The organism is Fibrobacter sp. UWT3 (assembly GCF_900230125.1).
Taxonomy (GTDB): domain Bacteria; phylum Fibrobacterota; class Fibrobacteria; order Fibrobacterales; family Fibrobacteraceae; genus Fibrobacter.
This window is the reverse complement of sequence record NZ_OCSS01000003.1, coordinates 656,899-672,623: the sequence shown is the minus strand read 5'-3', so window position 1 is coordinate 672,623 and position 15,725 is coordinate 656,899. Positions and strand designations below refer to the sequence as shown.

Below are 15,725 nucleotides of genomic sequence, written 5' to 3'. Positions count from 1 at the left end.
TGGTTTCAAGATAATTTTTTGCCGGCGGCGCGTTGGCCCTATGCCTTGATGCGGAGCCTCGCGAATTCGTATAGCCCGAGCGAGAGGGCCACGGACGCGTTGTAGGAGTGTGCCTCGGGCATCATCGGGATGCGGAGGATGGCGTCGCATTGCTTTTTCACGAACGGCGGGAGGCCTACGTCTTCGCCGCCGACGGCGATAACGACCTGGTCTGCGAACTTGTAGTCGGCGAGGTTTGTTTCGGTATCGGCGTCAAGGCCTGCGACCTGGTAGCCGGCCATCTTGAGTTCTCCGATTGCGGCTTCGAGATTGTCGGGCCTGCATACGCGCATCTTCTCGAGCGCGCCGGCAGACGTGCGGGCGACGCTCGGGGTAATCCCGCACATTCCCTTCGCGGGTATCAGGAACAGGTCGACCCCGAGGGCGAGGCAACTGCGGATGCATGCCCCGAGGTTGCGCGGGTCTTCAATGTTGGTCGCGACGGCGACGAGTTTCTTCTCGCCTTTTTCCTTTGCGGCGAACAGTTCTTCGCGAACGTCGAGCCAGTCGAGGAGTTCCTTCTCGTTCATGAGGGCGACTACACCCTGGTTCGGGCGCGCGTAGCTGTCAAGGATTTTACCGTCGACCTGCTGCACGTGAACGTGCGCCTTCTTTGCGAGTTTCTGCAGTTCGTAGAGTTTCGGGTTTCCGGACTGGTGCATGAAGAGCACGCGGTGGACCTTCAGCGGTTCCTTGGTAAGCACGTCGGTGACTTCCTTGATGCCGCCGACCGCGACCTGGGGCTTGGCGTCGGCATCGCCCATGGCGGTGACGACTTTTTCTGCAGGCGGACGCCTGTCGAACCTTTTTTCGCCACGGTTGTCGAACCTCTTTTCGAACCGGCGCTCGTATCCGAATTCTTGCCTGCGGTCGCTGCTGAAACCGCGACGGTTGCCGTCATTGTTGAAACCCATTGAAATACTCCGTTTAATTGTGAATGGTTCTTAGTACCGTTCCTTGCAGGCGATAATCACGTCCATCCGGATGTCGGTTTCCTTTTGCGGGAGGGGCTCCTGCGATATCTGTGCCGGGGTGGCGATGCCCGCCTTGTATGACTTGGGGTACTTGGCGAGGAACCTGTCGTAGTAGCCCTTGCCGTGACCCACGCGGCAGCCGTCCCAGTTGAACTTTGTACCCGGAACGAGGAATATGGGAATTTCGCCTTCGAATTTTTCGAGCCCTTCGCGCGGCTCCATGATTCCGAAGTGTCCTTTCGCGAGGTCCTTGCGCAGGCTATTTACCTTGTAGAAATTCATGATGCCGTCACCCTCGCAGCGCGGGAGAAGAAGCCTGCCTTCGAGCGCGAGTTCCTCGAGGATGGGCATGATGTTTGCCTCGCCCTTGAGGGGGTAGAATGCGGCGATGTTCCTTGAGTTCCTGTAGCCGGGAATTTCGTGAATCTCCGTCCACGGGTCCCTGATGATGTCTTCGCCCCGTTTTTCGCGACGCTTCTTGAGCACGAGTTCCACGATCTGGCTGCTCCCGAATACGAGCATCACGAGGATGATGGCTATTACGGCGGTGACAATGTTCATGCTAGTCCTCGCCGATACGTTTTGCAGAAGGGAGCTTTTCGCGGAGGATTCCGTTCCAGATTTTCTTTTGCCATTCCATCAGGTGCGCCTCGTTGTAGCGTACTTCCCAGGGCATGTCGCCGGGAGCGGCGAGCCAGATGAGTTGCCCCTTGTTGGCAAGGAGGGACGGGTCAAGTTTGAGTTTTGCGGCTTCTTCGTCGCGCCATATCTTGAGGGCGGCGAGAAGTTCCGAGTGCGGGATGACCGGCGGGGGCGGCGCCTTGGGCAGGCGTTCGGGCCATTCGCTGTCCGGAGTGGCGACTGCGCTCTCGAGCATCGCCTTGAACGAATCAAGACGTTCGTCCCTGAAGTTGCGGGGCAGCTTGGGAAGGTTCTCGATCTTGATTTCGGGATAGTGGGCATTCATTGCCCGCACGATGGCGAGCATGAGTTCTGCGGGCATTACCTTGTAGGGCGGGCGGTCCATGGCTTCGGCCTGGGCCTCGCGCCATTCCCAGAGATGCTTGAGAATGTTCAGGCTGCAGGGGTTAAACAGGCTTGAACCGGTGAGTCTCCACTGCTCGCGGGTCCTTTCGCTCGGCATCTTTGCGTGCTCGATCAGGGCGTTGCATTGCTCCATGAGCCAGCCCATGCGCCCGGCCGCAATCAGCTTTTCTGAAAGGATGGCGCACAGTTCGTGCAGGTAGAACGTGTCGTGGATGGCGTATTCGCACATCTCGAGCGGCAGGGGCCTTATGGTCCAGTCGGCGCGCTGGTTTTCTTTTTTCAGTTCGTCGCCGAAGTTCTCGCGCACGAGGTCGGCTAGTCCGAGATGCTGCGCTCCCAGGAACTTTGCGGCAAGCATCGTGTCGAAGATGCTCTTGGGGGAGTACTGGTAGGCTTGCCAGAGCAGGCGGAGGTCATAGTCCGCACCGTGGAAAATGACGGTCTGCATCGCCTTCGTGGAAAACAGGGGAGAAATGTCGACTCCGCAGAGAGGGTCCACGATATAGTGGTGTTCGCCGATGGTAATCTGGATGAGGCAGAGCCTTGCGTGGTAATGGTGCATGGAATCGGCCTCGGTATCGACGGCCGCCATATCGTAGAGTTCGAGGTCCGCAACAAGGTTTGCAAGACTTTCTTCGTTATCTACAAGTATGTATTTTTCGTTCTGCATCTTTTCCTATAAATTTAAATAAATAACACGTACTGATTTTGGCCGTCCTGCAAATCTTGCTATATTTGCGCCCATGAAGAAAATTTCCCTTACGGGCATCAAGCCCACTGGCACGCCGCACTTAGGCAACTACCTGGGCGCCATCCGCCCCGCTCTTGAACTTTCCAAGACCTACGATACGGTCTATTTTATCGCCGACTACCACGCCCTCACCACCGTCCAGAATGGTGCCGAGATGCGCGCGAACATCTACAAGATTGCGGCGACCTGGCTTGCGCTGGGCCTGAACCCCGAAGAGGGCCTGTTCTACAAGCAGAGCGACATTCCTGAAATTTTCGAACTCAGCTGGGCGCTTAGCTGCTTTACGCCGAAGGGATTCATGAACCGCGCCCACGCCTACAAGGACAAGGTGGCAAAGAACGAAGCCGCCGGCGAGGACCCGGATGCGAACGTGAACATGGGCCTCTACTGCTACCCGTGCTTGATGGACGCCGACATTTTGATGTTCAGCGCTGACATCGTGCCCGTGGGCAAGGACCAGAAGCAACACGTGGAATTCGCCCGCGATATCGCCATCAAGTTCAACAAGCATTTTGGCGAAGATGTATTCACGATTCCGGAACCCGTGTTCCAGGAAACGACCGGAATCATCCCGGGTCTTGACGGCCGCAAGATGAGCAAGTCTTACGACAACGTCATCGACATCTTCCTCGAGAGCAAGGCCCTCAAGAAGAAAATCGGCAAGATTGTCACGAACTCCCAGGGCATCGAGGAACCGAAGGATCCGGATACCTGCAACGTGTTTAAGTTGTACAAACTCTTCGCGACTCCGGAACAGACCGAGGCTCTCGCTGCCCGCTACCGCGCCGGTGGCATGGGCTGGGGGCACGCCAAGCAGGAACTCCAGAACGTTCTCGAAGAACACCTGGGTGCCGCTCGCGAAAAGTACTTCTACCTGCTGAACCATACCGAGGAAATCGACAAGATTCTCGCGTACGGCAAGGAGAAGGCCCGCGTGAAGTCCAAGGCCATGATGGAGAAGGTCCGCAGCCTGCTGGGGACGTACTAAGGACGTGCTAGAGAAATGCGAATTTCCACCAAGGGCAGATATGCACTCCGCGTGATGATCGACCTTGCCGAGAACGGCAAGGACGATTTCGTGAAGTTGCAGGAACTTGCCGAGAGGGAAGGCATTTCTGAAAAGTATCTTGAAGGCATATTGGGTGCGCTTGTCCGCGGGAAACTGCTTGCGGGCGCACGTGGCAAGGCGGGCGGCTACAAGCTGAATTGCGAGCCAACGGAATGTAGCGTGTGGCAGATTCTATCGCTGGTAGAGACTTCCGTTGCGCCTGTGGCCTGCCTTGACGAACCGGAGAACAGTTGCGACCGCGCCGATATTTGCGCAACGCTCCCGGTTTGGAAAGAACTCAGTTCCCTTATCAAGAATTACCTGGACAGCGTCAAGCTAGACCAGTTCCTGCGCAATACTCCCGAAGCCAAGGGGAAGGTGCCTGCAGGAAAGTCCTGGAACTGCGGGCTGTAGGCTAAGCCAAGTATTTAAGGAGGGTGTAACCCTCCTTTTTTTATGTTCACCTCCTTTGGCTTATAAATAGTTATAGGTAAAACCTATTAGTAAGAAAAATGTAAGCAAAATTCTTACATGCCGACCTGTTTTCCTATTGAAAAGGTGGGAAAATAGTTCTAATTTACTCCCCGTCGGGCGGAAATGCCGCCCAGGACCTTTAAAACCTAGAAACAGCAAGGCGATAGAGTCGCGAAGGCAGGATAGCTTATGAAATATCGAATGTGTACCCTAAGTGAGGCTCGCGGAGCTTAAATCCGCCAGGCTGGGCCCCGGCTTGAAATAAAGGGGCACTATTTAACAAGCATCCCGCACGGGGATGGCAAAACAAAAAAAAGGAATTTCACACATGACTACTCAGAACAAGCTCCACTTCGAAACTCTTCAGCTCCACGTTGGCCAGGAACAGGCAGACCCCGCAACCGATTCCCGCGCAGTCCCTATATACCAGACCACCTCCTACGTTTTCCATAACGCTCAGCACGCCTCTGACCGTTTCCACCTGAAGGATGCGGGCAACATCTACGGCCGTCTCACCAACACGACGCAGGATGTTTTTGAAAAGCGCATCGCTGCCCTCGAAGGCGGTATCGCAGGTCTCGCCGTCGCTTCTGGCGCAGCAGCCCTCACTTACGCCATCACGGCTCTCGCCCGCAAGGGTGACCACGTGGTAGCCCAGCGCACCATCTACGGCGGCACCTACAACCTTCTGGAACATACGCTCCGTCCGTTCGGCATTGACACCACGTTCGTGAATACTCGTGACCTGAAGGAAGTCGAATCTTCTATCAAGGAAAACACGAAGCTCGTGCTCATCGAGACGCTCGGCAACCCGCATTCCGATATCCCGGATATCGAGGCGATTTCTGAAATTGCGCACAAGCATAAGATTCCGGTGCTCATCGACAATACCTTCGGTACTCCTTACCTGATCCGTCCGCTGGAACATGGCGCCGACATCGTGATCCATTCTGCTACGAAGTTCATCGGCGGTCACGGCACGACTCTCGGCGGTGTCATCGTTGACGGTGGCAAGTTTGACTGGGCTGCAAGTGGCAAGTTCCCGCAGTTTACCGAGACGAACCCGAGCTACGGCGTGCCTTTCACGGCCGCTGCTGGCGCCGCTGCCTACATCGTGTACATCCGCGCCATTCTCCTGCGTGACGAAGGTGCCGCGATTTCCCCGTTCAACGCTTTCCTGCTGCTCCAGGGTACGGAAACGCTTTCGCTCCGCCTCGACCGCCACGTGGAAAACACCAAGAAGGTCCTCGAGTTCCTCGTGAAGCACCCGAAGGTCGCGAAGGTCAACCACCCGAGCTTTGCCGACCATCCGGACCACAAGCTTTACGAACGCTACTTCCCGAACGGCGGCGGTTCCATCTTCACGTTTGACGTGAAGGGAGGCCAGGCCGAAGCGTTCAAGTTCATCGACAGCCTCAAGATTTTCAGCCTGCTAGCGAACGTTGCCGACGTGAAGAGTCTGGTGGTGCACCCCTACACGACGACTCACTCCGAACTCACTCCGAAGGAACTTTCCGAAGCGGGCATCTCTCCTGCAACGGTCCGCCTCTCCATCGGTACGGAACACTACGAGGATATCATCAACGACCTCGACCAGGCACTGAACGCCATCTAAGGAATTATAGTATGTACGGACTTTACCTTAATTCTGTTCGATGTTAGCCCTGGTAGTAGGCTTTTCATTCGGGCCGTCGACCGCGGCTTAACATCAACAAAATTTTAAACAAGATCCCCGCTCTGATGGCTACGCGCACTAGCGGGGATCACAAAAAAAAGGAATTTCAAAATGTCTAAGATTTACACCTCCGCCGACCAGCTTGTTGGTCACACCCCCCTCCTCGAACTCACTCACGTCGAAGCTTCCAACAACCTCGAAGCCAAGATTCTCGCGAAGCTCGAGTACTTCAACCCCGCAGGTTCCGTGAAGGACCGTATCGCGAAGGCGATGCTCGACGACGCCGAGAAGAGCGGCAAGCTCAAGGCCGGTTCCGTCATCATCGAGCCGACTTCCGGTAACACCGGTATCGGTCTTGCTTCCGTCGCCGCTGCCCGCGGTTACCGCATCATCATCGTGATGCCGGAAACCATGAGCATTGAACGTCGCCAGCTGATGAAGGCCTACGGTGCCGAACTCGTCCTGACCGAAGGTGCGAAGGGCATGAAGGGCGCCATCGCGAAGGCCGACGAACTCGCGAAGGAAATCCCGAACAGCTTCATCCCGGGCCAGTTCGTGAACCCGGCCAACCCGGCCGCCCACAGGGCCACTACCGGTCCCGAAATCTGGGAAGACACCGACGGCAAGGTCGATATCTTCGTGGCGGGCGTGGGTACGGGCGGTACCGTGACCGGCGTGGGCGAGTTCCTCAAGAGCAAGAACCCGAACGTGAAGGTTGTCGCCGTTGAACCGGCCAGCTCTCCGGTGCTCAGCAAGGGCGTCGCGGGCTCCCATAAGATCCAGGGTATCGGTGCCGGGTTCGTGCCTGACACGCTGAACACCAAGGTCTACGACGAAATCATCGCTGTCGAGAACGAGGCTGCTTTTGAAGCCGGCCGCGAAATCGGCAAGAAGGAAGGCGTGCTCGTGGGTATTTCTTCCGGTGCTGCCCTCTGGGCTGCAAAGGAACTCGCGAAGCGTCCCGAAAACAAGGGCAAGACGATCGTCGCGCTCCTCCCGGATACCGGCGACCGCTACCTCTCTACCGCCTTGTTCGCGGAATAAACGGTTAGCGGAAGAATCTTTCCGTCAATTAGACATAGTGAAACGGTGTCGCGCCTGCGGCACCGTTTTTCTGTATATGCAACAATGTGTTGCATGTAGTGGCAAGAAGTGTATAAATTTTGTGAAATGTGATGAATTTTGCGAAAATTTCATAATTTTGTTGCATGGAATACTTGACTTTTTGAAAAAACGATTATATATTCATACCGTAAACGAAAAAGGAGTACGGTATGCGCCGGAATTTACTGTTCAAAAATTTGGGTGTCGCGGTGGCAGTTGCCGCATTCGCGTTTGTTGCCTGTGACGACAGCTCCAGCGCCCCGGAAACGTCGGGCCTGGATTATAGTTCCGATAGTGCCGCTCTCTCCAGTTCGGACGAGCAGGGATTTTCTAGTTCCGGAGACGACGCTCTCTCGAGTTCCGGAACGGATAACCCGATTTCCTCCTCGCTTATTGCCGAGAGTTCTTCCTCCTTCTTGCCGAAAAGTTCGGCGACCTGCCTCTCGATGGATACTTCGTGCGGGTGGACCGCAGAACAACTTTGCAACATGGGACAGGCGCGGTACTGCATTTCGAGTTCCTCCTTGGCCGTGAGTTCTTCTTCCATAGCCGAGTCGAGTTCCGCGGGATTCCTGGAAGAATGCATTAACTTTGCGCGCATGTGCCGGAACTGCGACGGTCCCGATTGCCCCATTCCCTATAGGCCCTGCAGCGAATGCTATGACGAAGGGATGATGGCGGAAGACTGCGTAACCGGAGGTGTATACCAGTGCAAGAACGGACTCTGGAACCTGGCGGATAGAAGCCAGTGCCTGAACGTGGTGCTGATTCCGTGCACGGGAGATTCCGCAAAATGTGGTCGCGTGCCTTGCAACTCGAACGCCCCGAAGACGGTTATTGACTGCGGGAGTGGTGAAGAGTATGTTTGTGCCGATGCCTACTGGACTCCCATGAAGGAGACGGAATCCTGCAGCCGTATAATCGGAGCTAAAAATGGATCTGATGGCAGGAAGTGCTCAAACAAGGGGGCAAGGACTGTTGATTGCGCAAGAAACGTTGAATATGAATGTTTGAGCGCGGGCTTCTGGGAGCAAATCAATCCCACCATAGGGGATACCTGCCTGGTGGATGGCGGCATCCTGGAAGGTTACATAGAGACTTCCGCCGGAGCGAGAGAACATACAATATTCATGTGCTTCGAAGGCAAGTGGGAAAAGTACAGGGGTACCTACGAATCTTTGCGTTGTGTCGACGCGGCCGTTGTCCGTACGCCGTGCGACGTGAACGATGCGGAAAAAGAATGGATCCATCAGGGTGACTGCGACTACCAGTGCCGTAATGGCGAGTATGTGTTTGTGCCGAAACTGGCGAACGAATAAGTTTAGAAAGGAGAAAAACTATGAACCAGAAAAAGATTATCAAGGTGCTTGGCACCGCAACGGTATTTGCCGCGTTCGGGCTTGTTGCCTGTGGTGACGACAGTTCCAGCAGTCCTGTTGTTCCCGATGAAATTACGAGTTCGGAGACGAATGGTTTGCCCGATTCAAGCAATGGTAATCCGGTGTCGAGTAGCGACGTTGCCGGTAGTTCCAGTTCTGTCAAGGTGCAGTGCAATGCGTTCATGCCGGAATGTGGATACTCGCTTGAGGAACTGTGCGCGATGGGCATGACCCAGTACTGCACGGGGAGTTCTTCGTCAATGACTATCGTGAGTTCCAGTTCCTTCAAGGCACAGTGCAATGCGTTTATGCCGGAATGTGGATACTCGCCCGAGGAACTGTGTGCGATGGGCATGACCCAGTACTGCACGGGGAGTTCCTCTTCGATGGTGAATCCGGAATCTTCTTCTGCGGTGAATTCGAGTTCGTCGCAATCCAAGGAACAGTGCGTGCCCATGCCGCACTTCGCTGATAGTTTGCATATCACGTACCAGATTCCGATGTGCACGGCCGAAGAAGAGGGGACAAGACTTCCCGACTGCGAAACAAGCGACGTGTACGTTTGCGAAAACGGTAGCTGGAATACCGTCGCGGATGAAACCTGCCGCCACATTACCGACACCGGCGATCCGATGAAACCGCACCCCTGCGATGTTGAATTCGATGTCGCCATGGACTGCGCCAAGAATTTCTACATGATGTGCGCCAACGGAATCTGGCTCAACGCGACGGGTTGCGACACCACCAAGGAAAAGTGCGGGTTCGACGACTACAAACTCTGCATGAATTACAATCTCAGGGAATACTGTAGCGATGACTGGCTGAACGAACCCTGCGAAGAAGGCCGTGGCCGCGATTACAGGGAATACGACACTACCGATTCCACGAGTTTTCGCTTGATCAGCTACGTCTGTGTCGACGGCAAGTGGGAAAAGCGTTCGAACTACTACGGCAACTGCGACTCGGACAAGGACTGCTTGGGCGGCTTCCAGGATTGCTGGCAGAGCGACATCATCGGTACGACCTGCAACGAAAGGGATCCTGAAACTTCATGGATTAGCAAGGACGGCTGTGACTTCCAATGTCGAGATGGCAAGTACGAATTTATGCCACCTCCGACAAGGTAACGCGAACGGAGAATAAAGCATGAAGCGTAATGTTTTGACGATCAGTTCCGTGGCAATGATTGCCGCATTCGGGCTCGTCGCCTGCGGAGATGACTCGAGTTCGGTTCCTGACCAATGCACAGCGCTTGCTCCTGAATGCGGGTACACCGTCGAAGAACTCTGTAGAATGGGCGAGAAGCAATACTGCCCGGAGCAAAGTTCCTCGTCTATCGTCGAAGTTTCCAGTTCAAGCGTTGAAAACGGTGAAAGTTCCTCGTCGGTCGAGATTCCGGAATCGTCTTCTGCGGTGAACTCCAGGAACTCTAGTTCTTCAAATTCCGGCGAAACGTGCATCCATATGAGCGACATGCCTCCCGACAGCGATTCCGATCCCTGGTGCTTCGGTGACGAAGGCAAGCATGCCGTAGACTGCTTCACGAACGAAGCCTACACGTGTACGGATGGCTTCTGGGTAAAGGATGCGGATATGTGCATCCACATTTCCGATAGCGAAAGCGCAAGCAGGTGGGACTGCGACGCTCCCGATTACACGCTCAAGGCGGACTGCGCTAACAGTGACTCACTCTACATGTGTGCTGCCGGGATGTGGATTGCGGCCAAGGACTGCGATACCACCCAGGAACGGTGCGGGTACAGCGATGCGGACCTCTGCATGTATTTCGGCATAATGAAGTACTGCAGCGGCAGCCCGAGAGTCCTGCCCGATGCCGTTCCCTGCAATCAGGACGGCAAATCGGTAGTGATTGACGGCCAGTGGATGTACCGTTGCGACAACGGTAGATGGCACACCGTCGTACCGATGGGCGGCTAAATTACTACAGGAAGATCAGCCCGAGGATCCCCACGGCCCATACGTACCAGGCGAAGTGCTGGAATTTGCCCTTCTGCACGAAGTTCATGAGCCACTTGAGGGCGATAATCCCGAAGATAAACGACACGACCATGCCCACGAGGAGTTCGGGGGTAAAGTTGCCGGCGTCCTTGCAGGCAAGCGCCTTTTCGGGATTCTCGAGGGCCATCTGCGCGACCTTTTCTGCGCTCTGACATTTTGCCCACTTGATGCAGTCGAGCAGTGCGGCGCCACCCACGGCGGGGATGCTCATGAGGAAGCTGAATTCGCCCGCGTACTTGCGGTTCACGCCCATGAACATCATGGCGCTGATGGTAGAACCGCTGCGGCTGATGCCCGGGATGCAGGCGATGCCCTGAACGGTACCGGTCACGAGGGCGCGCCACCAGTTCATCTTGACACCTTCGTTTTCCGGGTGCTTGGCGCCCGTCGGGCCCCACTGCGAGGTGAACAGCAGGATGCCGGTAAAGAGTTCCGCAACGCATACGGCGCGCGGGTTTTCGAATAGGCCCTCGAGTACGTCCTTGAAGCCGAGGCCGATAAGCGCCGTCGGGATGGAGGCGAGGATAATGTAGCCCGCTTCGCGGAGCTGGTCGCGGTCGCGGTGGAGGCAACCCACGATAATGTCGGTAATCTTCTTGTGGAACACCACGAAGATGGAAAGCAGCGTGCCTGCGTGGAGCATGATGTCGAAGAACATGCCCGCTTCGTTCATGCCGAGGAGTTCGTGCCCGAGCACGAGGTGGCCCGAACTGGAAATGGGGAGGAATTCGGCGAGGCCCTGCAAAAGGCCGAGGATGATGGATTCGAACATAGTAAGGTAAATGTAGTTTTTAGACGGTAGGCAATAGACGATAGACGATAGAATCTTAGTCTTTTTTTATTGCGTGAAGCGCCATTTTTCCTCTTTCCTCTTTCGTCTGTAAGACCGAAGGCACGTTCTCTCGTCTAATATTACTATCTTCACAGCATGGCCCGTAAATTTCTCCTCTGCTTTCACGATATAAACATCTGGAATTACCGGAAGGTCATTCCCGAAATCCGCTCGCTCAAGGATCTCTGCGGGCGCGGGTTCAGCCTGCTCGTGATTCCCTGCACCGACGGTGCTACGCCGGAGGCTGTGCGCGAGTTCCGTGACACGCTGTTGCAACTGGAATCGGAGGGCTTTGAACTTGCCCTGCACGGATACAAGCACAAGGCGGAATTCAGCCAGGGACGCAGCTACATGGGCCTTGTGGGCATGAACCTTACGGGGGGCGAGGCCGAATTTGCGGGGCTCTGCGAGTACGAATCCTCGCGCCTGTTGCAGTGCGGCCTTAAGGCTTGGAACGATCTTTTTTCTGCGGAAGGTTCCACGAGCGTCGTGACGCATACGCTGCCTGCGGCGTTTATCCCGCCGACGTGGTATTCGAACCGGCATCTTCCGGGCCAGGTGCGTGCAGCGAAAATGCTCTACGAAGACCGTTTTTCCCTCACGACGGCGAAGGGTTTCCGCTATGCCTCTCCGGTGGCAAGTTTTGCGGGACTGCCTGCAAGCCTTGAAAAACTTGCGGTAGCCTTCGGGTCGCTTATCATGAGGTTGCCGGTAGGGATTCCCCGCCTGGCGATACATCCGGACGATTACCCGCGCATGAGGGGAGTCGTTCGCGACCTGGTGCGCGCGGCGTTAAACAACCGGCGTACGCTCACACATTACGGCGAACTCTAGTTCGCCGCACGGTAATTCCCTAGGCTCGGTTTATTCCCTAAAGAGAGAATGCTTGCTACATCTCCGGGATGGTGATGTCGTAGCTTACCTTGTGCTTTGCCTCGTCCTGAATCTGGATGTTGATTTTTTCGCCTGCATCGGGGAGCTTTTCTGCGAGGATCACGATTTCGCGCGGTTCGGAATCGTATTCCGCTGCAATCCAGTTCTTGCCCGATTTTACGTTAATTGCGTTGCCGTCGGGAATGCCGTCGTACTTGTATATCAGGGGAATCCTGAGCACGGGCTGGTTCAGGCCGAACGCCATCGCGTCTGCCCAGTAGGGGAACCCGAGCGTCGGGGGCTCGTCGTTCTGGATGCTTGCGATGTCGCGCAGTTCGTTCGTGCTGGCGCAGCGCTTTTTACCCGAACTCTGCTTGCTGAATATGAACCAGTTGCGGCTCGTTTCGCCCAGCCAGTAGAGCGGTGCGGGATTGTCCGGGTTCTCGATGCACACGTCCCACTTTCCGCGGAACTGTAGTCCCTTGGGGTGGAATTCCAGGTAGTCCACGCTGTCGGTGCGGGTGCGTGTCACGGCGAGCACGCGGATTGTGGAATCGTGCCCGACCGGGATGCCGCTAATCTTCTGGCCAACGGCGATATCGCCAATCTTTGTATTCCAGTTGATGCTGGTCTGGTGCTTGCCGAAGGGGAACACGGCGATGGTCTCGTCGACCTCGCGCCCGTTGCCGGTGGACTTCGCGTCGGCACTGTACTGGATTGCCTTCAGGTCGGGGTAGGTCTCCACGATTTTTGCAAGCAGCGTGGGCTTGTGCTTGAACACCTTGCAAAGGTCTTCGGAAAGTGTCGCGTCCTTGCTGCCCATTGCCTTGAAGGTGTAGCCCGATTCGCAGCGGAACAGGTCAACCATGGGCTTTGCAAGGAAGGTGTAGAGCGGGGAAGTCTGGAAATGGGTGGTCACGAGCTGCGAGTTGCCCTTGCACTTGGGGTGCAATGTAAACTTGCGCGTGGTGACGTGGCCCGCGAAGTCTTCTACCTCGAGGCGGTACGAGGAAAGCGGGGCAATCCTTGCGCCGATGTAGTGCCAGTCGCCGGCGGTGTCGGCTTCTTCGGCCCACAGGAGTTCGTCCCTGATGTTGATCATCTTCTTGTAGCTGAGCGTGTCGTACGTTTTGCTGTAGACCTTCTCGTCGTAGCGCCACACTTCTATGCGGCGGATGGACATCGGGTTATCCTTGGGTTCCCGGCTGTAGTCGGCAATCTTGATTGCCATGTGGAGCGGGAACTCGTTCTTTACGGGGTTTACGGCGCAGCCCTTGCTGAAGGCCTCTGCGCTGGTGGTCGCGAATTCGTTGCCCTGCCATACGGCTGCTCCGAAAATCTGTGGTGCGATGGTATCGCTGATGACAGTCCCGCGAGGACGGGGTTGATGATGCGGTCGTTGTCGAGGCGCACTTCCAGGTGCAGGTGCGGGTTTCCGATGCCGCTGCTCCCGGCGAAGGTGAGCGTGTCACCCTTCTTGTAGCGTACGTTGGGTTTCAGTTTCACGTCGTTTTTCTTGGTGGCGTACTGCTTTGCCATCACCATCTCGTCGAGCTTGCCGAAACTGCTCTGGTGCGCAAACGCCCACGTCTTGCCGCTTTCGCCCTTGAATAGCATGAGTTTCCCGTACATGAACGGCGATACGCTCAGTTCGGTCACGGTTCCGTTCTCGGGGGCGTAGACGACCCAGCCTTCCTCCATTTGCGTAGAGAAGTCGAAACCTGCATGGTAGCGCGTACCGCGGTTTTCGCCGAAACTCGAGGTGAGGTAGGCGTCCTTGTTGAAGGGGCTGTACGGGGGCTGCTTTGCGCCGAGTACCGTCAGGCGGGGGCCGTCGCTTGCGGGCTTGGCCTCTGCGCCGGGAACAGTCAAGTTATGTTCGGCGAGGCAGTCCTCGTAGGCGAACGCATCCATGGTTTCTTCGTTGCAGGGGGACTGCTGTGCAAGGGAAATGCCTGCACAACCGAGGGCGAAGCATATAACTTTGTTCAAAACCGTATTCATGTGGAGAAAGATACATATTTATTACGTCGGCTCCGTTTTTCCTTGCGTGGCCGGGTATAAAAAAGACCCGCTTTTGAGCGAGTCTTTTTCGTGGAGCTAAGGAGAGTCGAACTCCTGACCTCCTGCATGCCATGCAGGCGCTCTACCAACTGAGCTATAACCCCGAAAGGTGAGCCAAATAGAGAAAATTATTTGGCCCTTGTCAAGGGGGCGGAATACTTTTTTTCAAAAAAAATTGTCCGTTACCTCTTTCGTCTTTCGTCTGTAGGCTCGCAGAGCCGTACTTTCGTCTATTTTACGCCTTCTCGATGGTCACGGACTCGATAATCACGTCATCGTAAGGGGCATCACGGCGGTCGGTCTTGACGTTTGCGATATCGTCGAGCACGTCGAAGCCTTCGTAGAGCTGGCCGAACACGGAGTAGCCGTCAGCCGGGCCGGGGCCCACCTGGTCGTGGTCCAAGAAGTGCACGTTGTCACCGTGGACAATGAAGAACTGGCTGCCGATGCTGTTCGGCATGGCGGTCTTTGCCCAGCTGAGGGCGCCGCGCATGTGGGTGAGGCACGGGTCGTACTTGTCGCCGATGGTGGTGCCCGGACCCTTGGCAGAATGCCCGCCGGTGCCGTTCCTGTTGGTGAAGTCGCCACCCTGGATCATGAAATCCTTGATGATGCGGTGGAACGGGGCGCCGTCGTACTTGCCCTGCTTTGCAAGTTCGATGAAGTTCGTGGCGCATTCGCCCACGCGGTCTTCGAAGAGGCGGAGCTTCATTACTCCGTGGTTGGTGGTCATGATGGCGATGGTTTCGCCCGGCTGCGGTTTATCCAGCTGATTGAACATATGTTTCTCCGGTATCTATTGTTTTTCCCATATATATAAAAAATAGGACGAAAATTACAACTTTTAAAAGCGATTTGGCCCTAAAAAAACTAATTTCTAGGTATATGAAAGACAACTGCAAACGTATCCAGGAATTGCTTTCCGCGCAGGCCATGGAATTCGCCCTCGACGAAATGGCCGCGAAAATTGCGAAAATGCACCCGTCTGCCGAAAACCTGATTGTTCTCGGCATGGCAAGCCGCGGGATTCCGCTGGCAAAGAAACTGAGCGACAGGCTCTCGCAAAAATTCGGCAAGCCCATTGAGATGGGCTGCCTTGACGCGACATTCTACCGCGACGACTTCCACTACCGCAAGCCCAGCGCCTCTACCGAGATGCGCTTTACCGAGATGCCCGCCTCCGTGGAAGGCAAGACGGTAATCCTTGTGGACGACGTGCTCTACACGGGCCGCTCGGTGCGTGCCGCCATGCAGGCAATCCTCGACCTCGGGCGCCCCGCCGCCATCCGGCTCTGCGTGCTGGTGGACCGCGGCCACCGCGAACTCCCGATTGCCCCGGACTGCGTGGGCCTTACGGTAGAGACCGCGCAGAACCAGGAAGTCCGCGTGATGATTGAACCCATTGACAGTGAAAATTCCGTTTATCTCGTAGAAGTGGAGGCATAG

General features: G+C 55.8%; 16 protein-coding genes and 1 tRNA gene. 9 read left to right on the top strand and 8 right to left on the bottom strand.

Features of this window, described 5'->3' with window-relative positions; all coding sequences use genetic code 11:
* Positions 1 to 38: 38 nt before the first annotated feature.
* Genes CRO08_RS14455 through CRO08_RS14445 form a run of 3 tightly spaced genes read right to left on the bottom strand, consistent with a single transcriptional unit; the run spans position 39 to position 2,730 of the window.
* Positions 39 to 953, bottom strand: a complete 915-nt coding sequence (locus CRO08_RS14455) for an RNA methyltransferase (RefSeq protein ID WP_097036769.1) — start codon at positions 951 to 953, stop codon at positions 39 to 41.
* Positions 954 to 983: 30 nt separating this feature from the next.
* Positions 984 to 1,574 (bottom strand): 5-formyltetrahydrofolate cyclo-ligase, encoded by a 591-nt coding sequence (locus CRO08_RS14450; protein WP_255252405.1) that lies wholly within the window; start codon positions 1,572 to 1,574, stop codon positions 984 to 986.
* Position 1,575: 1 nt separating this feature from the next.
* On the bottom strand, positions 1,576 to 2,730 hold the full coding sequence (locus CRO08_RS14445) for a ribonuclease D (protein ID WP_097036768.1): 1,155 nt from the start codon (positions 2,728 to 2,730) through the stop codon (positions 1,576 to 1,578).
* A gap of 73 nt (positions 2,731 to 2,803) precedes the next feature.
* Here CRO08_RS14445 and trpS point away from each other — a divergent pair, with 73 nt between their 5' ends.
* The 7 genes from trpS (at position 2,804) to CRO08_RS14410 (ending at position 10,429) form a co-directional block, all read left to right on the top strand.
* On the top strand, positions 2,804 to 3,799 hold the full coding sequence (trpS, locus tag CRO08_RS14440) for a tryptophan--tRNA ligase (RefSeq protein WP_073115093.1): 996 nt from the start codon (positions 2,804 to 2,806) through the stop codon (positions 3,797 to 3,799).
* A 15-nt stretch (positions 3,800 to 3,814) separates the two neighbouring features.
* Positions 3,815 to 4,273, top strand: a complete 459-nt coding sequence (locus CRO08_RS14435) for an Rrf2 family transcriptional regulator (RefSeq protein ID WP_097036767.1) — start codon at positions 3,815 to 3,817, stop codon at positions 4,271 to 4,273.
* A 388-nt stretch (positions 4,274 to 4,661) separates the two neighbouring features.
* Entirely contained in the window at positions 4,662 to 5,948 is a 1,287-nt protein-coding gene (locus tag CRO08_RS14430; RefSeq protein WP_097036766.1) for an O-acetylhomoserine aminocarboxypropyltransferase/cysteine synthase family protein, read from the top strand.
* Positions 5,949 to 6,119: 171 nt separating this feature from the next.
* Positions 6,120 to 7,052, top strand: a complete 933-nt coding sequence (gene cysK / locus CRO08_RS14425; protein WP_097036765.1) for a cysteine synthase A — start codon at positions 6,120 to 6,122, stop codon at positions 7,050 to 7,052.
* A gap of 230 nt (positions 7,053 to 7,282) precedes the next feature.
* Positions 7,283 to 8,431 carry a hypothetical protein gene (locus CRO08_RS14420; RefSeq protein ID WP_097036764.1) on the top strand — a complete coding sequence of 383 codons (1,149 nt, stop codon included), beginning with the start codon at positions 7,283 to 7,285 and terminating at the stop codon, positions 8,429 to 8,431.
* A gap of 20 nt (positions 8,432 to 8,451) precedes the next feature.
* On the top strand, positions 8,452 to 9,618 hold the full coding sequence (locus CRO08_RS14415; RefSeq protein WP_097036763.1) for a hypothetical protein: 1,167 nt from the start codon (positions 8,452 to 8,454) through the stop codon (positions 9,616 to 9,618).
* A gap of 19 nt (positions 9,619 to 9,637) precedes the next feature.
* Positions 9,638 to 10,429, top strand: coding sequence for a hypothetical protein (locus tag CRO08_RS14410; protein ID WP_141398401.1), 792 nt, complete (start codon positions 9,638 to 9,640; stop codon positions 10,427 to 10,429).
* Positions 10,430 to 10,433: 4 nt separating this feature from the next.
* Here CRO08_RS14410 and CRO08_RS14405 read toward each other — a convergent pair whose 3' ends face one another.
* Positions 10,434 to 11,282: an undecaprenyl-diphosphate phosphatase gene (locus CRO08_RS14405; RefSeq protein WP_097036761.1), complete on the bottom strand. Its 849-nt coding sequence runs from the start codon at positions 11,280 to 11,282 to the stop codon at positions 10,434 to 10,436.
* 156 nt (positions 11,283 to 11,438) lie between these two features.
* On the opposite strand from CRO08_RS14405, the gene CRO08_RS14400 reads away from it, so the two are divergent.
* The gene (locus CRO08_RS14400) at positions 11,439 to 12,176 is read left to right on the top strand and encodes a DUF2334 domain-containing protein (RefSeq protein WP_097036760.1); all 738 of its coding nucleotides are present in this window, start codon (positions 11,439 to 11,441) and stop codon (positions 12,174 to 12,176) included.
* A 55-nt stretch (positions 12,177 to 12,231) separates the two neighbouring features.
* Here CRO08_RS14400 and CRO08_RS17085 read toward each other — a convergent pair whose 3' ends face one another.
* The 4 genes from CRO08_RS17085 to CRO08_RS14385 all read right to left on the bottom strand — a co-directional run bounded on the left by CRO08_RS17085 (position 12,232) and on the right by CRO08_RS14385 (position 15,060).
* On the bottom strand, positions 12,232 to 13,446 hold the full coding sequence (locus CRO08_RS17085) for a hypothetical protein (RefSeq protein WP_176495167.1): 1,215 nt from the start codon (positions 13,444 to 13,446) through the stop codon (positions 12,232 to 12,234).
* A 29-nt stretch (positions 13,447 to 13,475) separates the two neighbouring features.
* Entirely contained in the window at positions 13,476 to 14,219 is a 744-nt protein-coding gene (locus CRO08_RS17080; RefSeq protein ID WP_176495166.1) for a M23 family metallopeptidase, read from the bottom strand.
* Positions 14,220 to 14,310: 91 nt separating this feature from the next.
* Positions 14,311 to 14,383 (bottom strand) — tRNA-Ala (locus CRO08_RS14390).
* Positions 14,384 to 14,514: 131 nt separating this feature from the next.
* Complete coding sequence (locus CRO08_RS14385; RefSeq protein ID WP_097036759.1) at positions 14,515 to 15,060, bottom strand: peptidylprolyl isomerase; 546 nt, start codon at positions 15,058 to 15,060, stop codon at positions 14,515 to 14,517.
* Between the two features lie 104 nt (positions 15,061 to 15,164).
* Between CRO08_RS14385 and pyrR the strand changes: the two genes are divergently transcribed.
* On the top strand, positions 15,165 to 15,725 hold the full coding sequence (pyrR, locus tag CRO08_RS14380) for a bifunctional pyr operon transcriptional regulator/uracil phosphoribosyltransferase PyrR (protein ID WP_072808725.1): 561 nt from the start codon (positions 15,165 to 15,167) through the stop codon (positions 15,723 to 15,725).